A 15,675-nucleotide genomic window follows, 5' to 3' on the forward strand; every position below is an offset into this window, starting at 1 on the left:
GATCACGGGGGATGCCATGGGACCTGGGCGACGTGCCCCCAAGGGCTGCCCCAAGGACCCAACCAGGCGGCGGTTCAACCCCCTACCGCCGTCCACTGTAGGTGCGCCCGGCGCATCACTCTTGTCCGGACCTGCACCGATTTGACGTTAAGCCCTGTTAAATGTTGCGAGTGCGCACTTTTCCGCCCGGCGGTGCGACGATGCGCCGGGTGCAACAACGGCGGGGCCGGGTTGTGAATGAAACCAACGGGCGCTTGGCGGCCAAATCCGCGGCGTGAGCCCCGGGGAGCCCCCGAGGGCATCCCCTATGACGCCACGGAGCCCGCATCCCATGTCCGACACGCCGTCCAAGCCCTCCCTGACGCATGCCACCGGCGCGCCGGTGGTGGACAACCTGAACATCCAGACGGCCGGCCCGCGCGGCCCCGCCCTGCTGCAGGACATCTGGCTGATCGAAAAGCTGGCCCATTTCGACCGGGAGGTCATTCCCGAGCGGCGCATGCACGCCAAGGGCAGCGGCGCCCACGGCACCTTCACCGTCACCCAGGACATCAGCCGCTACACCAAGGCCAAGATCTTCTCTGAAGTGGGCAAGCAGACGCCCCTGTTCGTGCGCTTCTCCACCGTCGCCGGGGAACGCGGTGCCGCAGACGCGGAACGCGACATCCGCGGCTTCGCCGTGAAGTTCTATACCGAGGAAGGCAACTGGGACATCGTGGGCAACAACACGCCCGTGTTCTTCTTCCGCGATCCCCTGCGCTTCCCCGACCTGAACCACGCCGTGAAGCGCGACCCGCGCACCGGCATGCGCAGCGCCAACAACAACTGGGACTTCTGGACCCTGCTGCCCGAGGCGCTGCACCAGGTGACCATCGTCATGAGCGAGCGCGGCATCCCCCGCAGCTATCGCCACATGCACGGCTTCGGTAGCCATACCTTCAGCCTGATCAGCGCCGCCAATGAGCGGCATTGGGTGAAGTTCCACTTCACCTGCCAGCAGGGTATCGAGAACCTGACGGACGCCGAGTCCGAGGCCGTCATCGGCAAGGACCGGGAAAGCCATCAGCGCGACCTGTTCGGCGCCATCGAGGCCGGCGACTTCCCACGCTGGACCCTGTCCATCCAGGTCATGACCGAGGCCCAGGCCAAGGCGCACAAGCACAACCCCTTCGACCTGACCAAGACCTGGCCCAAGGCGGACTTCCCCCTGATCGAGGTCGGGGTGATGGAACTGAACCGCAACCCCGACAACGTCTTCGCCGAGGTGGAGCAGGCGGCCTTCTCCCCCGCCAACATCGTGCCGGGCATCGGCTTCTCGCCCGACAAGATGCTGCAGGCCCGCCTGTTCTCCTACGGTGACGCGCAGCGCTATCGCCTGGGGGTGAACTTCAACCACATCCCGGTGAACGCGCCCAAGTGCCCGTTCCACAGCTACCACCGCGACGGCGCCATGCGCACCGACGGCAACCTGGGCGGCACACTGCACTACTACCCCAACAGCTATGGCGAATGGCCGGACCATCCCGACTTCGCCGAGCCGCCCCTGCCGCTGGATGGGACGGCCGCCCACTGGGACCACCGCGTGGACGATGACCACTGGGAGCAGCCGGGCATCCTGTTCCGCAAGATGAGCCCGGCGCAGCAAAAGCTGCTGTTCGAGAACACCGCCCGGTCGCTGAGCGGCGCGGACGTCGCCATCCAAGAGCGGCACATCGCCAATTGCGCCAAGGCCGACCCGGCCTATGGCGAGGGCGTGGCCCTGGCGCTGCGCGCCCTGGCGGTGGCGACGGCGCGCTGACGGGGCCAACCGGGCCGGGGGCGGCCATAAGCCCCGTTTCCTAAATCGGGCCTTGGTGGGAATATGGCCCACCCTCTTCCCACCTCGGTCCGAAAAATCCATGCGGTTCCCGTTCGCCCCCCTGCTCACCTCCCTGTTCATGGGCAGCGTCCTTCTGTCCGGCGCCGCCCTGGGCGCGGACCTCGCGCCCGATGTCACCGCCAAGATCGACGCGGCGGTGACGCAGGCGCTGGCCGACACGGGGACGCCGGCAGCCTCCATCGCCGTGGTGCGCGATGGCGCCATCGCCTATGTCCATGCCTATGGCCAAGCGCGACGGGAGCCGGCGGTGGCGGCGACGCCGGCCCAGCGCTTCGCCATCGGCTCGGTCTCCAAGCAGTTCACGGCCGCCGCCCTGATGCTGCTGGTGGAGGATGGCACCCTGTCGCTGGACGACACGGTGGGCAAGTTCATCCCCAACCTGACCGATGGCGACCGCATCACCATCCGCCAGGTGCTGAGCCATACGGCGGGTTACCGGGATTTCTGGCCGCAGGACTATGTCCCGGCCATGATGGAAAAGCCCATCACCACCGACGGCATCTTCGACCGCTGGGCCCGGGTGCCGCTGGACTTCCAGCCAGGCGAGTCTTGGCAATACTCCAACACCGGCTTCACCATCGCCGCCCGCATCGTGGAAAAGGCGTCAGGCAAACCCTTCTTCACCTTCTTGAACGAGCGGGTGCTGAAGCCCCTGGGGCTGGATGCCGCCGACATCGACCAAGGCCCCCTGGGACCCAAGGACGCCGCCGGCTACACCCGCTTCGCCCTGGGCCAACCGCGCCCAGCGCCCAAGGAGGCGGCGGGCTGGCTGGTCGGGGCCGCCCAATTGGCCCTGACGCCCCAGGATCTGGCGCGCTGGGACATCGCCCTGATGCAGCGGAAGTTGCTGAAGCCGGAAAGCTGGGCGGCCATGGAAACCAGCGTCCGCCTGAACAACGGGCAGGACACGCGCTATGGGCTGGGGCTGACGGTCACCAGCGACGGCGCCGCCCGCCTGCTGCGCCATGGTGGCGAGGTTTCGGGCTTCCTGGCGGAGAACCGGGTGTGGCCGGACTTGGGCATGGCCATCGTGGTGCTGGTCAACAGCGACTATGGCGACCCCGCCGCCATCGCCCAGAAGATCAGCGCCGCGCTGCCGCTGTCTACCCAGCCCAGCGCCACCGAGACGGCCACCGCCCGTGCCTTCCTGGAGGGCCTGGCCCAGGGCCGCGCCGACACCGCGCACCTGACCGCCAATGGCGCCGCCTATTTCAGCCCGGCCGCCCTGGCCGACTACGCCGCCACCCTGGGCCCGCTGGGCGCGCTGAAGGATGTTAAGCCGATAGCCCGCCGCCTGCGCGGCGGCTTCACCGAAGAGATTTACCAGGCCGCCTTCGCCAGCCGCAGCGTGCGTATCGTCGCCCGGGCGGATGCCGGGCGGTATGAGCAGTTCATGATCTACGTGGATTGAGGCCCGCAAGCACTGCCCGGTTAACAAAGGGGTCGCGGCGCGGAAGGTGATGGAGAGGAGAATGGCGGCCGAGGAAAAAACGGACTAAACTAATAGAACTTAGTTTATAGATGGAGGCCCTCTTGCGGACGGTGAACATTCATGAAGCCAAGACGCATCTGTCGCGTCTGGTTGACAAGGCCGCTCAGGGTGAGTCCTTCATCATCGCCAAGGCCGGCAAACCAATGGTGAAAGTCATCGCGCTAGCGGAGAAGGATTCGGACGCGCCCCAGCGCCTAGGTTTTCTGGCGGGACAGCTTCATGTTCCAGACGACTTCGACCGAATGGCTGGCGATACCATCGCCGAGCTATTTTCTGGCGGCACGCCGTGAAGTTTTTGCTCGACACCCATATTCTTCTTTGGGCCGCCAGCGCACCGGACCGCCTGTCGGGCGATGTCCAAGTCCTGTTGGGCGACTTGAGCAATGACTGCCTATTCAGTGTCGCAAGTCTTTGGGAGGTCGTGATCAAGCGCGGGCTGGGACGCGCTGACTTCCAGGTGGATCCCAAGCTGCTACGGCGGGGGCTTCTGGACAACGGTTATGAGGAACTGCCGATCACGGGGGCACATGCGCTGGCGGTGCAGGATCTGCCGCCCCTGCACCGCGATCCGTTTGATCGGATATTGATCGCCCAATCCCATGCCGAAGGTATTCCCCTGCTGACGGCGGACCCCATCGTGGCAGGCTACGGCGGCCTGGTCAGGCGCGTCTGACCAGGCCGGCCCCGGCGCAGATCTTCAGCCTGCCAGGCTGTTCAGCCTGACGTATTGCAGCAGCATGATGGTCTTGGCGTCCACGATGCGGCCATCGGCCACCATGGCCAGGGCCTCCTCCAAGGTGGGTTCCAGCACTTCGATATCCTCGCCTTCCGCCGCCAGTCCGCCACCGGCGCCCACCCGGTCGGCGGCGCTGTAGGGGGCGACGAAGAAAGTCAGTTTTTCGGTGACGGAACCGGGGCTCATGAAAGCCTCGAACACCTTGCGCGCCTCGCCGATGCGGCAGCCCGCCTCCTCTTCCGCCTCACGGCGGATGGTGTCCTCCGGCGAGGTGTCGTCCAGCAGGCCGGCGATGGCCTCGATCAACGGGGCGGCATGGCCGGTGGCGTAGGCGGGATAGCGGAACTGGCTGACCAGCAGCACGGTGCCGCGCACCGGGTCATAGGGCAGGATGACGGCACCGTGCCCGCGATCATAAACCTCGCGCGTCATGGTCTGCCAATCGCCGTCGCGGCGGCGATAATCGAAGGTCACGCTGCGAAGCACGGACCAGCCCTTGGACAGGACACGGTCTTCGCGCACGCGGATGCGGTCTCTCATGAAAGGCGCCTTTATCGGATCTGAGGACATGGAGGCGGGCTAACCGCCGCATACGCCGGCCATGGCGCGATCAAGCGCGATGGCGTCCAGCGTGCCGGCCGGCAATTGCCGCCGGTAGAGATAGTCATTGACCGCCGCCGCCACCTCCGCCCGGCAGGTCTTGCGGGCGCGCATGGGGGCGACGCCCGGCAAGGCGGCCATCATCGTTTTCTGAGCGATGTCCAACTGCGGCCGCACGTCCCGCACCAGATCCACCGGCGCATGGTCCGGCGCGGCGCCGGCGCGCGCCCAATCCGCCATCAGGCTGTATTGCACCAGCTTGTTGGCCTCGATCTGCGCGCGGAAGACGCCGGCCACCCAGATGCGCTCCAGCCCCAGGCCCTCGCCCTGCGACACGGCGCTCATGATCACCACCGCCTCGCGCCCCCCGTCCTCGACGGCGGCACCGCTGTCCCACTTGGACAAGGCGACCTGGTGGGCCATCGCCAGTCGGTCGGCCGACACCTCCACCAGCGTCTTCAGGCTGTCGGCGGCGTCCGTCGGCGGCGCGGCCCAGGCGTGAGGGACACAGGCGGCGGCCAGGACCGCCACACTAGCCAACAGGCGCCAGCGACTCATGAGCGACCATCCATTACGGTGAAGAAATGATCCTTGCAGGCCCTAACACAATGGCGGCGGCCCGTAAGGCTTCCCGGTGCCGGGAATGAAAGGCGGCGGACATTCGACACGAGGGTCATGGTTTCCTGAGGCCTGCTCCAGACTGCCCCGCCAGACTGGCGCGGGGATGGCCCGCTAGACAAGCGGAATCCCCATTCCTTGAGTCCGACGAAAAAATTTTCCACGCTGCGATCGCCGTTGTCGGATCCGGTGGCGTCCACTCGTCTCTTAGGCGGCGGACGCGGAACGCGCCGTTCACCCCCTCACGGAAAGGGCTTCCCCCCATGTACTACGCGCTGCTGATTTATGAGGATGAGGCGGTTTATGGCGAAGAGCGGGACAGCCCGCTGCTGCAGGCCATGATCGCACGACATGAGGCGTTCGCCCGGGATTTGGGTGCCGCGCGTGTTGGGGGCGCCGGCCTGACCGGGGTGGCCAGCGCCACCACGGTCCGCACCACCGGGGGCATTAAGACGGTGCATGACGGCCCCTTCGCCGAAACGAAGGAGCAGTTGGGGGGCTTTTACCTGATCGAGGCGCCGGATCTGGAAGCGGCCCTGGCCATCGCCCGCCAAGTGCCCCTGGCGGCCAACGGCGCGGTGGAGGTGCGCCCCCTCATTGAAATGCCAGGTTGATACCTGGCACCCCGAGGAAAATTCAGGGCCCCAAGACGGTTCCGGGACACGGCGTCGGCGTTGTCAGGCGCCGCCGTCCTTGGCAGGATGCCCCCCTTAACGGGAAAGGGTCGGCATGAAGCGTATCGGCGCCATCGAGCTGGGCGGGACCAAGGCCATCGTCGGGGCGGCCGTCATGGACGGCACCGCGCGCCCGACAACCATCGACACCGTCCGCATCCCCACCACCAGCCCGGAGGAAACGCTGGCGCGCTGCGCCGACACCCTGCACGACCTGGCCGGCCGCATGGGTGGACTGGACGCCGTGGGCATCGCCAGCTTCGGGCCCCTGCAGCTCGATCCCCGGCGCCCCGGCTATGGCGCCGTCACCCGCACGCCCAAGCCCGGCTGGGCCGGCGCCCCCGTGCGCGATACCCTTGCGGCCGCCGTGCATGACTTGAGGCCCGGCGGCGTGCCCGTCGCCATCGACACCGACGTCAACGGCGCCGCCCTGGGCGAAGGCCGCTGGGGTGCGGCCCAGGGCCTGGACAGCCATGTCTACGTCACCGTCGGCACCGGCATCGGCGTGGGGGTGGTGGTCGGCGGACGGCCGCAGCATGGCCTGGTCCATCCCGAGGGCGGCCACCTGCTGGTGCGCCGCGACCCCGCCCGCGACCCTTACGCCGGCCATTGCCCCTATCACGGCGACTGCCTGGAGGGCCTGGCCTGCGGCCCCGCCATCGAGGCGCGCGTCGGCCGCCCCGCCACCGAGCTGGCCGACGACCACCCCGTCTGGGACCTGGTCGGCGATTATCTGGGACAGATGGCCGCCAACCTGCTGTTCACCCTGTCGCCCCAGCGCATCGTCATCGGCGGCGGGGTCGGCGCCCGGCACGGCCTGCTGGACCACGTCCGCCACCATGCCCGCCGTCACATCGGCGGCTATATCGACCACCCCGCCGTCACCGGCGACCTCACCACCTTCATCGTCCCACCGGGCCTGGACGGCGAGTCGGGTCTGGCCGGCGCCCTGGCCCTAGGTTGGGACGCGGCGTGACCATCGGCATACCTTCCGCACCGGTGTATGGTCGCTTCATCGAACTGTCAGGATCGGGACATGGCTGACAAGCCGGCCATCGCGGCCACGACGCATTCCGATGCCACCCCGGACGGGGCGCAGCCCAGGGCCAAGACGGGCGCCGTGAAGATGGATGACATCGCCCGCATGGCGGGGGTGTCCAAATCCACGGTGTCGCGCGCCCTGTCGGGCAGCCCGCTGGTGAATGAGGAAACGCGGGCCCGCATCCAGGTCCTGGTCGATTCCCATTCCTACCGCGTCGACACCCGGGCGCAGGGCTTGCGCAAGGGGCGCACGCACACCATCGCCGTGGTCATCCCCCTGCTGCACGAACACGACCAGCCGATTTCCGACCCCTTCTTCCTGGAGCTGCTGGGCCATATCGCCGATGCCGTGGCCGACCACGGCTATGACCTGCTTCTGTCCAAGATCGGCCCCGGCCGGGCGTCGGGCATGGCGGACCTGGTGGATACGGGGCGCGTCGACGGGCTCATCGCCATCGGCCAAAGCACCGCCCATCTGGGCCTGGAGCGGCTGGCGGATCGCAACCTACCCCTGGTGGTGTGGGGTGCCCAACTGCCGGAACAGCATTACGTCACCGTCGGCTCCGACAACAAGGCGGGGGCCGAGCGGGCGGTGGCCCACCTGATCGCCCAGGGGCGGCGCCGCATCGTCTTCCTGGGGCAGCGGACGGTGCCGGAAATGCGTCTGCGCCACGACGGCTACGTCGCGGCACTGGCGGCGGCAGGCATCGAGCCCGACCCGGCCCTGGATGTGCCGACGCGCTTCGCCAGCGCCGCCGCGCTGACCGCCATGCGCAGCCTGATCTGCGGCGGCGCCACCTTCGACGCGGTGTTCGCCTGTTCCGACGTCATCGCCATCAGCGCCATCCGCGCGCTGCAGGACCAGGGCCTGAGGGTGCCGGAGGATGTGGCCGTGGTGGGCTATGACGACGTCCAGATGGCGGCGTTCTACAATCCCGCGCTGACCACCGTGCGCCAGGACACCGCCACCGGCGGCCGCCTGCTGGTGGACCTGCTGTTCGCCCAGATCGCCGGTCGCCCCACCCGCTCGGTCATGCTGCCGACCGAACTGGTGGTGCGGGCCAGCAGCGGCGTGGTCAGCGGAACCACCACACCAGGACCGCGGTAAGGGCCAGCAGGCCCAACGAGAGGGCGCGGTAGTTCATCCACAGCGGCTGCCCCGCCAACGTCGCCGTCTCCGCCCGGAAGACGGCGGGGGTCCATACCAGCGCCGCCCCCTCTTTCGTGGCCCCGTCCTTTGACCTGCCGTCGCCGGTGAGCAGGCTGACCACGACCAGGATGACGGCGGAGGCCAGGACCAGCAGGGGCGCCATCAGCAGGAAATGCGGCCCGCCATTGCCCAGCACCACGCAGTAGACGAACAGCCCCAGGCCCAGGACCAACCCGCCGGCGAAGGCGGCGAAGGCACCGGTTGCGTTGGCCCGGGCCCAGAACAGGCCCACCAGGAACAGGGCCACCACCGGCGGCACGGCATAGGCCAGGATGGCCTGGAGATACTGCCATAGCGAGCCGAAGCGGGCGATCTGCGGGGCCCACAGCACGGCCAGGCCCATGAAGGCCAGGGTGGCCAGCCGCCCCGTGGCGACCAGGCGCTTTTCCCCCAGGTGGGGCCAGCGCAGGCGCACGAAGTCCATGGTCACCAGGGTCGAGGCGGAATTGAAGGTGGAGGCCGTGGCCGACATGATGGCCGCGAGGAAGCCGGCCACCACCAGGCCGACCACGCCGGTCGGCAGCAGCTTGAACACCAGCGAGGGATAGACCAAGTCGCCCCGCGGCAGGCCGGGGAACAGCAGCAGGGCGGCGGTGCCGGGCAGCACCATCAGGAACAGCACCGGCAGCTTCAGCAGGCCGGCGAACAGGCAGCCCCAGCGGCCATGGTCGATGCTCTTCGCCGACAGCACGCGCTGCACCATGAACTGGTTGGTGCACCAGAAATAGAAGCCGATGAGCGGCACCCCGGTGATCAGCCCCGTCCAGGGCAGCACCGGGTCGCTGGCGGGGCGGATCAGGCTCAGCATCTCCGGCTTGGTCGCGGCCATGACCACGTCCCAGCCACCCGCCTGGTTGAAAGCCATGACGGCGATGACGGCGGCGGCGGTCAGCAGCAGCACCGCCTGGATGGTTTCCGTCACCATGACCGCGGCCAGGCCCCCCGCCGTGGTGTAGATGCCGGCGCCCAGCGCCAGCAGCAGCACGATGACGCCCATGGGCACGGCCGGAAAGGCCAGCTGGAACATCAACGCCCCACCATACAACGTCCCGGCCGTATCCACCGCGATGTTCAGGAACAGCGTCAGGCCGGAAAACAGCAGGCGTGACCGCCGGTCATAGCGCCGCTCCAGGAACTCCGGCGTGGTGTAGACCCCGGTTTTCAGCAGGAAGGGCAGCAGGAAGATGCAGAAGAAGACCAGGACGACGCCCGCCATCCATTCATAGTCGAAAACCGCGATGCCATGGTCGTAGGCCGCCCCCGCCAAACCGATCAGCGTGGTGCTGGAGATGTTGGAGGCCAGGAGGGCCAGCCCGATGACGGGCCAGGTCTTGGATTTGTGGGCCAGGAAATAATCCGACGCCGTGCTCTGCCGCCGGCTGACCGCCAGGCCGATGGCGATGATGACCACGACATACACCAGGATGATCGCCACATCCCAGGCCCCCAGCGGACTGCCGCCGTTCATCCCGTCCTCCCTTCAACTTTTGCTTATCCTTGCTGCCGGGGCGGGCCCCAGCGGATGCACCTTGACCGCGCCGACAGGAAATTGCAATCGGTTGTATAAAAATAAATGCTCCGATGCGCGGGGCGACGGGTTGGCTCATGACAGAACAGACTGACAATCCCTTGGTTAACAAAGATTAACGGGCCTTCACCGCATATCGGCATCGGTCAAATGGTGCCAATCCGCAAACTTCCAAATGACTGTTGCAATCGGTTGCAACATGTGTTTGGGTATAGACGTCCAGAGGCGGCCGGGGAGGCCGCTCGCAATCGACAATCAAAAAAAGACAAACTAGGGAGATCGCCATGAAGCGCCGTTTGGCCCGCGCCCTGCTGTTGGGCGCCGCCGTCACCGTCACGCCTGCCCTGTTCACCCCCGCCCTGGCCGACGAGGATCCCGCCCAGGACGCCGCCAAGAACCAAGCCCAGCAGGGCCTGGACCTGGATGAGATCGTCATCACCGCCACGGCCCTGCCGCAGAGCAAGTTCAACACCAGCGTCTCGGTCAGCACCCTGAACCCCGACCAGATCGCCCAGTCGTCCCCCAGCAGCGCCGCCGACATCCTGCGCAACATTCCGGGCTTCCGTGCCGAGGCGTCGGGCGGCGAAGGCAACGCCAACATCGCCGTGCGCGGCCTGCCGGTCGCCTCCGGTGGTGCCAAGTTCCTGCAGTTGCAGGAGGATGGCCTGCCCATCATGCAGTTCGGCGACATTGCCTTCGGCACCGCCGACACCTATCTGCGCGCCGACTACAATGTCTCGCGGGTGGAGGCCATCCGCGGCGGCTCCGCCTCCACCTTCGCCAGCAACGCGCCGGGCGGCGTCATCAACTTCGTCAGCGACACGGGCGAGAAGGAAGGCGGCGCCATCGGCCTGACCCGCGGCCTGGATTACAACGAGACGCGAGCCGACTTCGCCTATGGCGGCCCCATCGCCCCCGGCTGGCGCTTCCATGTCGGCGGTTATTACCACACTGGCGAGGGCCCGCGGTCCGTCGGTTATGACGACGCCATGAACGGCGGCCAGGTGAAGGCCAACGTCACGCACGACATGGAGAAGGGCTTCATCCGCCTGGACTTCAAATACCTGAACGACCGGTCGCCCGTTTACCTGCCGGTGCCGCTGGCCATTTCCGGCAGCGGCAGCAACCCGCACATCTCCTCCCTGGCCGGTTTCGACGCGCTGAGCGGCGCCTTCCAATCGCCCTATTTCCGCAAGGACCTGGCGATAGACGCCAACGGCAACCGCCTGACCACCAACATCGGCGACGGCTATCACCCCGTCAGCACCGCGTTCGGCGGCGAGGCCTCATTCGAGGTGGCGCCCGGCTGGACGCTGGACGACAAGTTCCGCGTGGCCGACAATACCGGCGACTTCGTCGGCCCCTACCCGCAGGAGGTTGACCGCGCCTCCGTCCTGGCGACGGAAATCGGTGGCACCGGCGCCACCCTGCAATACGCCAGCGGCCCCAACGCCGGCCAGACGGTCAGCGCCGCCAGCGTGGGCGGCAACGGGCTCGCCTCCCGCATCGCCCTGTTCAACGTCAAGCTCAACGACCTGGGCACCTACACCAACGACCTGAAGGTCACCAAGACGCTGGATACCCTGCCGCTGGGCAAGGGCGCCGTCTCCTTCGGCTACTACAAGGCCCGCCAGAACATCGACATGGACTGGCACTGGAACACCTATCTCGAGACGGTCAACGGCAAGGACGGCGCGCTGCTAAACGTGCTGAACGCCAGCGGCAAGACCGTCACCTCCAACGGCCTGGTCGCTTATGGCGAGCCCTATTGGGGCAATTGCTGCGTGCGCAGCTATGACATGCACTATGATATCGACGCGCCCTACGCCGCGGTGAACTGGGCGTGGGACAAGCTGACGGTGGACGCCAGCCTGCGTTATGACTACGGCCATGCCTCGGGCAGCTACGCGGGCCCGACCGGCACCACCGCTTTGGACGTGAACCAGGACGGCGTGCTGCAGGTGCCGGAGCTGACGGTGCCGGTGGTCAACCAGTCGGTGGCCAACCCGGTCAACTACGACTGGCACTACATCTCCTATTCCATCGGCGCCAACTACGCCATCGACCGCGACCTGGCGCTGTTCGTGCGCTATAGCGAGGGGGGACGCGCCAACGCCGACCGCCTGGCCTTCGGCTCCATCAACGCCGACGGCTCCACCGCCTACCAGAACGCGGTGAACAAGGTGAAGCAGGCCGAGGGTGGCGTGAAATGGCGGTCGGACATCGGCCTCAGCGTCTTCCTGACCGGCTTCTACGCCAATACCGAGGAAGCCAACCAGGACGTGACCTCGCTGACCCAGCGCTTCATCTCCCGCGTCTATGACGCGGAGGGTGCGGAGCTGGAGGCCAGCTACCGCTATGGCGCCTTCCAACTGGACGCGGGCGTCACCTACACCCATTCCCGCATCACCAAGGATGAGATCACCCCCAGCGACGTGGGCAACGTGCCCCAGCGCCAGGCCGATTTCGTCTACCAGATCACCCCGTCCTATGTGGGCAACGACTACAGCGTGGGCGTGAACATCATCGGCACCACCGACAGCTACACCGACACCACCAACAAGCTGGTGATGCCCGGTTATGCCCAGGTCAACCTGTTCGCGACCTACAACCTGACCAACGACATCGTCTGGTCCTTCTCCGCCAACAACCTGTTCAACACCCTGGGCCTGACGGAGGTGGATGGCACCACCGATGCCGTGCCCAGCAACGGCATCCTGCTGGCGCGGTCCATCAACGGCCGCACCTTCAAGACCGGCGTGAAGTACAGCTTCTGATCCTGGCACCGGCTGGCGGGGCCCACCTTCCCCTCCCCAGGTGGGCGCCCGCCCTTGGGCTCTCTCTCGTGGAAACACGCCCGCCAGCCGGTCTTTTTATCGATCACCCTGGGATTTAACGGCATGACCTCTTCCCCCTCCAGCCGGACCCCAAGCCGGGCCGAGTCCCTGCGCCAGCGCCTGGACCGCCATTGGCCGACGGCCGAGGCGCTGCTGCGCCGCCTTTATGCCGGGGTTCCGGATGTGGAGGATTGGCTGGTCCGGATGCGCAACGTCGTTTCCACGGCGGCGCTGAACCGACCGGCCCCCTTGGCGGAGCGGGACGACCGCCGGCTGGCGGAACCCGATTGGTTCCAGCGTTCCAACCAGCTGGGCTATTGCTTCTACGTGGATCGCTTCGCCGGCACGCTGGCCGGCGTCCAGGCGCGGCTGGGCTATCTGGCGGATCTGGGCGTCACCTACTTGCATGCCCTGCCCTTGCTGGCCATGCAAGCGGGCGACAACGACGGCGGCTTCGCCGTGGCCGATTACCGCGCCATCGAGCCCAGGCTGGGCCGGACGGAAGATCTGACAGCGCTGGCCCAGGCCGCGCATGGCGCCGGGATGGCGCTGTGCCTGGACGTGGTGTGCAACCATACCGCCCGCGACCATGCCTGGGCGCAGGCGGCACGGGCGGGCGACCCGCGCTATCGCGCCTACTACCACGTGCTGGAGAGTGCGGAGTCCGTGGCCGCGTATGAGGCCACGCTGGGCCAGGTCTTCCCCAAGACAGCCCCGGGCAATTTCACGCCGGAGCCGGCGCTGGCCCGCGATGGCGGCCAGGCCTGGGTATGGACCACCTTCTATCCTTATCAATGGGACCTGAACTACGCCAACCCGGCGGTTTTCCAGGAAATGCTGGAGGTTTTGCTGCACCTGGCCAACCAGGGGGTGGACGTCTTCCGCCTGGACAGCACGCCCTTTCTGTGGAAGGCACCGGGCACCGCCTGCCGCGGACTGCCGCAAACCCATTGGGTGGTGCGGGCCTGGCGGGCGCTGCTGGCCATCGCGGCCCCCGCCGTGCTGCTGAAGGGCGAGGCCATCGTCGATCCCGATGACGTCGTGTCCTTCTTCGGGCGGGACGACGCCACCGGGCTGCCGGCCGCCAATGAATGCCACCTGGCCTACAACAACGGCATGATGACCGCCTTGTGGCTGGCCCAGGCGACCGGCGACGCGGCCCCCGCCCACGCCCTGCTGGACCGCCTGGCGGTCCGGCCCCGGCAAGCGGCCTGGATCACGTATGTGCGCTGTCACGACGACATCATCTGGGATGCCCTGGCGGCCCTGATCCCGCAGGAGACGCTGCACCGGGTGTCCGCCTTCTACGCCGGCGCCACGCCTGGCAGCTACGCCCTGGGTGCCGCCTTCCAGGCGGACGGCGATGGCGCGCCCAGCACCAACGGTATGGCGGCGTCGCTGGTGGGGCTGCGGCCCGAGGGACGCCCCGGCGAGGCCGACACGGACGCGGCATTGGCGCGCCTGCTGCAACTGTACCAGGTGACCCTGGCCCTGGATGGCCTGCCGGTGCTGTACATGGGGGATGAGATCGCCTTGACCAACGCCCCGCTTGCCGGCCTGCCGGCGGGCGAAGGCCGCTGGCTGCACCGGCCGGACATGGATTGGAACCGGGCCGCCGAACGCCATGACAGCGCCACCGCCGCGGGGACCTTTCACACAGCTTTGCGCCGCCTGATCCGGGTGCGGGCGACGCTGGACGCCCTGAGCGGCATTGAGCCGGCCCGCCCCCTCGCCGGCCTTCCCCCCGGCATCCTGGGATTTGAGCGGGTGGGGGCGCGGGCGGTCCTATGCCTGGCCAACCTGACCGGCCAAGCCGTGACCGTGTCGCTGCCTACCACCACCGACGCCTGGCGGGACGCGGTGGCGGAGACGGCCATAGACCTGACGGCGCTGCCGTTGGGGCCGTGGCAGACGCGATGGATCGTGGCGGCGGGGCCAACGTCCGAGGTCGCGCCATGAAGCGTATCGGCGCCATCGAGCTGGGCGGGACCAAGGCCATCGTCGGGGCGGCCGTCATGGACGGCACCGCGCGCCCGACAACCATCGACACCGTCCGCATCCCCACCACCAGCCCGGAGGAAACGCTGGCGCGCTGCGCCGACACCCTGCGCGACCTGGCCGGCCGCATGGGTGGACTGGACGCCGTGGGCATCGCCAGCTTCGGGCCCCTGCAGCTCGATCCCCGGCGCCCCGGCTATGGCGCCGTCACCCGCACGCCCAAGCCCGGCTGGGCCGGCGCCCCCGTGCGCGATACCCTTGCGGCCGCCGTGCATGACTTGAGGCCCGGCGGCGTGCCCGTCGCCATCGACACCGACGTCAACGGCGCCGCCCTGGGCGAAGGCCGCTGGGGCGCGGCCCAGGGCCTGGACAGCCATGTCTACGTCACCGTCGGCACCGGCATCGGCGTGGGGGTGGTGGTCGGCGGACGGCCGCAGCATGGCCTGGTCCATCCCGAGGGCGGCCACCTGCTGGTGCGCCGCGACCCCGCCCGCGACCCTTACGCCGGCCATTGCCCCTATCACGGCGACTGCCTGGAGGGCCTGGCCTGCGGCCCCGCCATCGAGGCGCGCGTCGGCCGCCCCGCCACCGAGCTGGCCGACGACCACCCCGTCTGGGACCTGGTCGGCGATTATCTGGGCCAGATGGCCGCCAACCTGCTGTTCACCCTGTCGCCCCAGCGCATCGTCATCGGCGGCGGGGTCGGCGCCCGGCACGGCCTGCTGGACCACGTCCGCCACCATGCCCGCCGTCACATCGGCGGCTATATCGACCACCCCGCCGTCACCGGCGACCTCACCACCTTCATCGTCCCACCGGGCCTGGACGGCGAGTCGGGTCTGGCCGGCGCCCTGGCCCTGGGGTGGGACGCGGCTGCAGGCCGAAGCGCCTGAGTCGCCCCTTTTCTATCGCTAGTTACGGGTCAAAGCGGGCGGCGACTAAAGGCTGTGACTATTGACGGGCATGGCCGGCCAGGGCGCGACGCATGCACTACCCAAATCGACGTGGGTGTGAAAAATTGTCGCACCGGAAAGTTATATAAATGCCCCGGTTGTGTTGCAT

General features: G+C 67.9%; 13 protein-coding genes. 10 read left to right on the plus strand and 3 right to left on the minus strand.

The genetic code is table 11. The features are described from left to right. Window positions 1–331 precede the first annotated feature (331 nt). The 4 genes from FBZ90_RS23265 (at window position 332) to FBZ90_RS23280 (ending at window position 4,044) form a co-directional block, all read left to right on the plus strand. Entirely contained in the window at window positions 332–1,798 is a 1,467-nt protein-coding gene (locus FBZ90_RS23265) for a catalase (RefSeq protein WP_145735387.1), read from the plus strand. Window positions 1,799–1,898: 100 nt separating this feature from the next. Next, window positions 1,899–3,290, plus strand: coding sequence for a serine hydrolase domain-containing protein (locus tag FBZ90_RS23270; protein ID WP_186456005.1), 1,392 nt, complete (start codon window positions 1,899–1,901; stop codon window positions 3,288–3,290). Between the two features lie 131 nt (window positions 3,291–3,421). Next, window positions 3,422–3,661 (plus strand): type II toxin-antitoxin system Phd/YefM family antitoxin, encoded by a 240-nt coding sequence (locus FBZ90_RS23275; RefSeq protein WP_420872619.1) that lies wholly within the window; start codon window positions 3,422–3,424, stop codon window positions 3,659–3,661. Further along, window positions 3,658–4,044, plus strand: coding sequence for a type II toxin-antitoxin system VapC family toxin (locus tag FBZ90_RS23280; RefSeq protein WP_145735390.1), 387 nt, complete (start codon window positions 3,658–3,660; stop codon window positions 4,042–4,044). Before FBZ90_RS23275 ends, FBZ90_RS23280 begins: the two co-directional genes overlap by 4 nt. Before the next feature lie 24 nt (window positions 4,045–4,068). On the opposite strand, the gene FBZ90_RS23285 is transcribed toward FBZ90_RS23280, so the two are convergent. Together FBZ90_RS23285 and FBZ90_RS23290 are read right to left on the minus strand one after the other, a co-directional pair. Continuing rightward, window positions 4,069–4,647, minus strand: a complete 579-nt coding sequence (locus FBZ90_RS23285; RefSeq protein WP_145735391.1) for an NUDIX domain-containing protein — start codon at window positions 4,645–4,647, stop codon at window positions 4,069–4,071. 39 nt (window positions 4,648–4,686) lie between these two features. Then, complete coding sequence (locus FBZ90_RS23290) at window positions 4,687–5,265, minus strand: chorismate mutase (RefSeq protein WP_145735392.1); 579 nt, start codon at window positions 5,263–5,265, stop codon at window positions 4,687–4,689. 323 nt (window positions 5,266–5,588) lie between these two features. On the opposite strand from FBZ90_RS23290, the gene FBZ90_RS23295 reads away from it, so the two are divergent. From FBZ90_RS23295 to FBZ90_RS23305, 3 genes are all read left to right on the plus strand, one after another. Next, window positions 5,589–5,939 carry a YciI family protein gene (locus FBZ90_RS23295; RefSeq protein WP_145735393.1) on the plus strand — a complete coding sequence of 117 codons (351 nt, stop codon included), beginning with the start codon at window positions 5,589–5,591 and terminating at the stop codon, window positions 5,937–5,939. A 115-nt stretch (window positions 5,940–6,054) separates the two neighbouring features. Next, window positions 6,055–6,975, plus strand: a complete 921-nt coding sequence (locus FBZ90_RS23300; RefSeq protein WP_145735394.1) for an ROK family protein — start codon at window positions 6,055–6,057, stop codon at window positions 6,973–6,975. A 60-nt stretch (window positions 6,976–7,035) separates the two neighbouring features. Then, on the plus strand, window positions 7,036–8,148 hold the full coding sequence (locus tag FBZ90_RS23305; RefSeq protein ID WP_145735395.1) for a LacI family DNA-binding transcriptional regulator: 1,113 nt from the start codon (window positions 7,036–7,038) through the stop codon (window positions 8,146–8,148). Here FBZ90_RS23305 and FBZ90_RS23310 read toward each other — a convergent pair. After that, on the minus strand, window positions 8,117–9,718 hold the full coding sequence (locus FBZ90_RS23310) for a sodium:solute symporter (RefSeq protein ID WP_145735396.1): 1,602 nt from the start codon (window positions 9,716–9,718) through the stop codon (window positions 8,117–8,119). The genes FBZ90_RS23305 and FBZ90_RS23310 overlap by 32 nt on opposite strands. Window positions 9,719–10,062: 344 nt before the next feature. Here FBZ90_RS23310 and FBZ90_RS23315 point away from each other — a divergent pair, with 344 nt between their 5' ends. The 3 genes from FBZ90_RS23315 (at window position 10,063) to FBZ90_RS23325 (ending at window position 15,506) form a co-directional block, all read left to right on the plus strand. Further along, window positions 10,063–12,555 carry a TonB-dependent receptor gene (locus FBZ90_RS23315; RefSeq protein WP_145735397.1) on the plus strand — a complete coding sequence of 831 codons (2,493 nt, stop codon included), beginning with the start codon at window positions 10,063–10,065 and terminating at the stop codon, window positions 12,553–12,555. Between the two features lie 123 nt (window positions 12,556–12,678). After that, window positions 12,679–14,574, plus strand: a complete 1,896-nt coding sequence (locus FBZ90_RS23320) for an alpha-amylase family glycosyl hydrolase (protein ID WP_145735398.1) — start codon at window positions 12,679–12,681, stop codon at window positions 14,572–14,574. Further along, window positions 14,571–15,506: an ROK family protein gene (locus FBZ90_RS23325; RefSeq protein WP_145735399.1), complete on the plus strand. Its 936-nt coding sequence runs from the start codon at window positions 14,571–14,573 to the stop codon at window positions 15,504–15,506. The genes FBZ90_RS23320 and FBZ90_RS23325 overlap by 4 nt, the downstream gene beginning before the upstream one ends. Window positions 15,507–15,675: the final 169 nt, after the last annotated feature.

Origin of the sequence: Nitrospirillum pindoramense (assembly GCF_007827955.1) — a bacterium.
Taxonomy (GTDB): Bacteria; Pseudomonadota; Alphaproteobacteria; order Azospirillales; family Azospirillaceae; genus Nitrospirillum; species Nitrospirillum amazonense_B.

Excerpts from the sequence above, each read along its gene's own strand:
- FBZ90_RS23265 (WP_145735387.1), top strand. The coding sequence starts at position 332 with ATGTCCGACACGCCGTCCAAGCCCTCCCTGACGCATGCCACCGGCGCG.
- FBZ90_RS23270 (WP_186456005.1), top strand. The coding sequence starts at position 1,899 with ATGCGGTTCCCGTTCGCCCCCCTGCTCACCTCCCTGTTCATGGGCAGC.
- FBZ90_RS23285 (WP_145735391.1), bottom strand. The coding sequence starts at position 4,647 with ATGAGAGACCGCATCCGCGTGCGCGAAGACCGTGTCCTGTCCAAGGGC.
- FBZ90_RS23290 (WP_145735392.1), bottom strand. The coding sequence starts at position 5,265 with ATGAGTCGCTGGCGCCTGTTGGCTAGTGTGGCGGTCCTGGCCGCCGCC.
- FBZ90_RS23295 (WP_145735393.1), top strand. The coding sequence starts at position 5,589 with ATGTACTACGCGCTGCTGATTTATGAGGATGAGGCGGTTTATGGCGAA.
- FBZ90_RS23300 (WP_145735394.1), top strand. The coding sequence starts at position 6,055 with ATGAAGCGTATCGGCGCCATCGAGCTGGGCGGGACCAAGGCCATCGTC.
- FBZ90_RS23305 (WP_145735395.1), top strand. The coding sequence starts at position 7,036 with ATGGCTGACAAGCCGGCCATCGCGGCCACGACGCATTCCGATGCCACC.
- FBZ90_RS23310 (WP_145735396.1), bottom strand. The coding sequence starts at position 9,718 with ATGAACGGCGGCAGTCCGCTGGGGGCCTGGGATGTGGCGATCATCCTG.
- FBZ90_RS23315 (WP_145735397.1), top strand. The coding sequence starts at position 10,063 with ATGAAGCGCCGTTTGGCCCGCGCCCTGCTGTTGGGCGCCGCCGTCACC.
- FBZ90_RS23320 (WP_145735398.1), top strand. The coding sequence starts at position 12,679 with ATGACCTCTTCCCCCTCCAGCCGGACCCCAAGCCGGGCCGAGTCCCTG.
- FBZ90_RS23325 (WP_145735399.1), top strand. The coding sequence starts at position 14,571 with ATGAAGCGTATCGGCGCCATCGAGCTGGGCGGGACCAAGGCCATCGTC.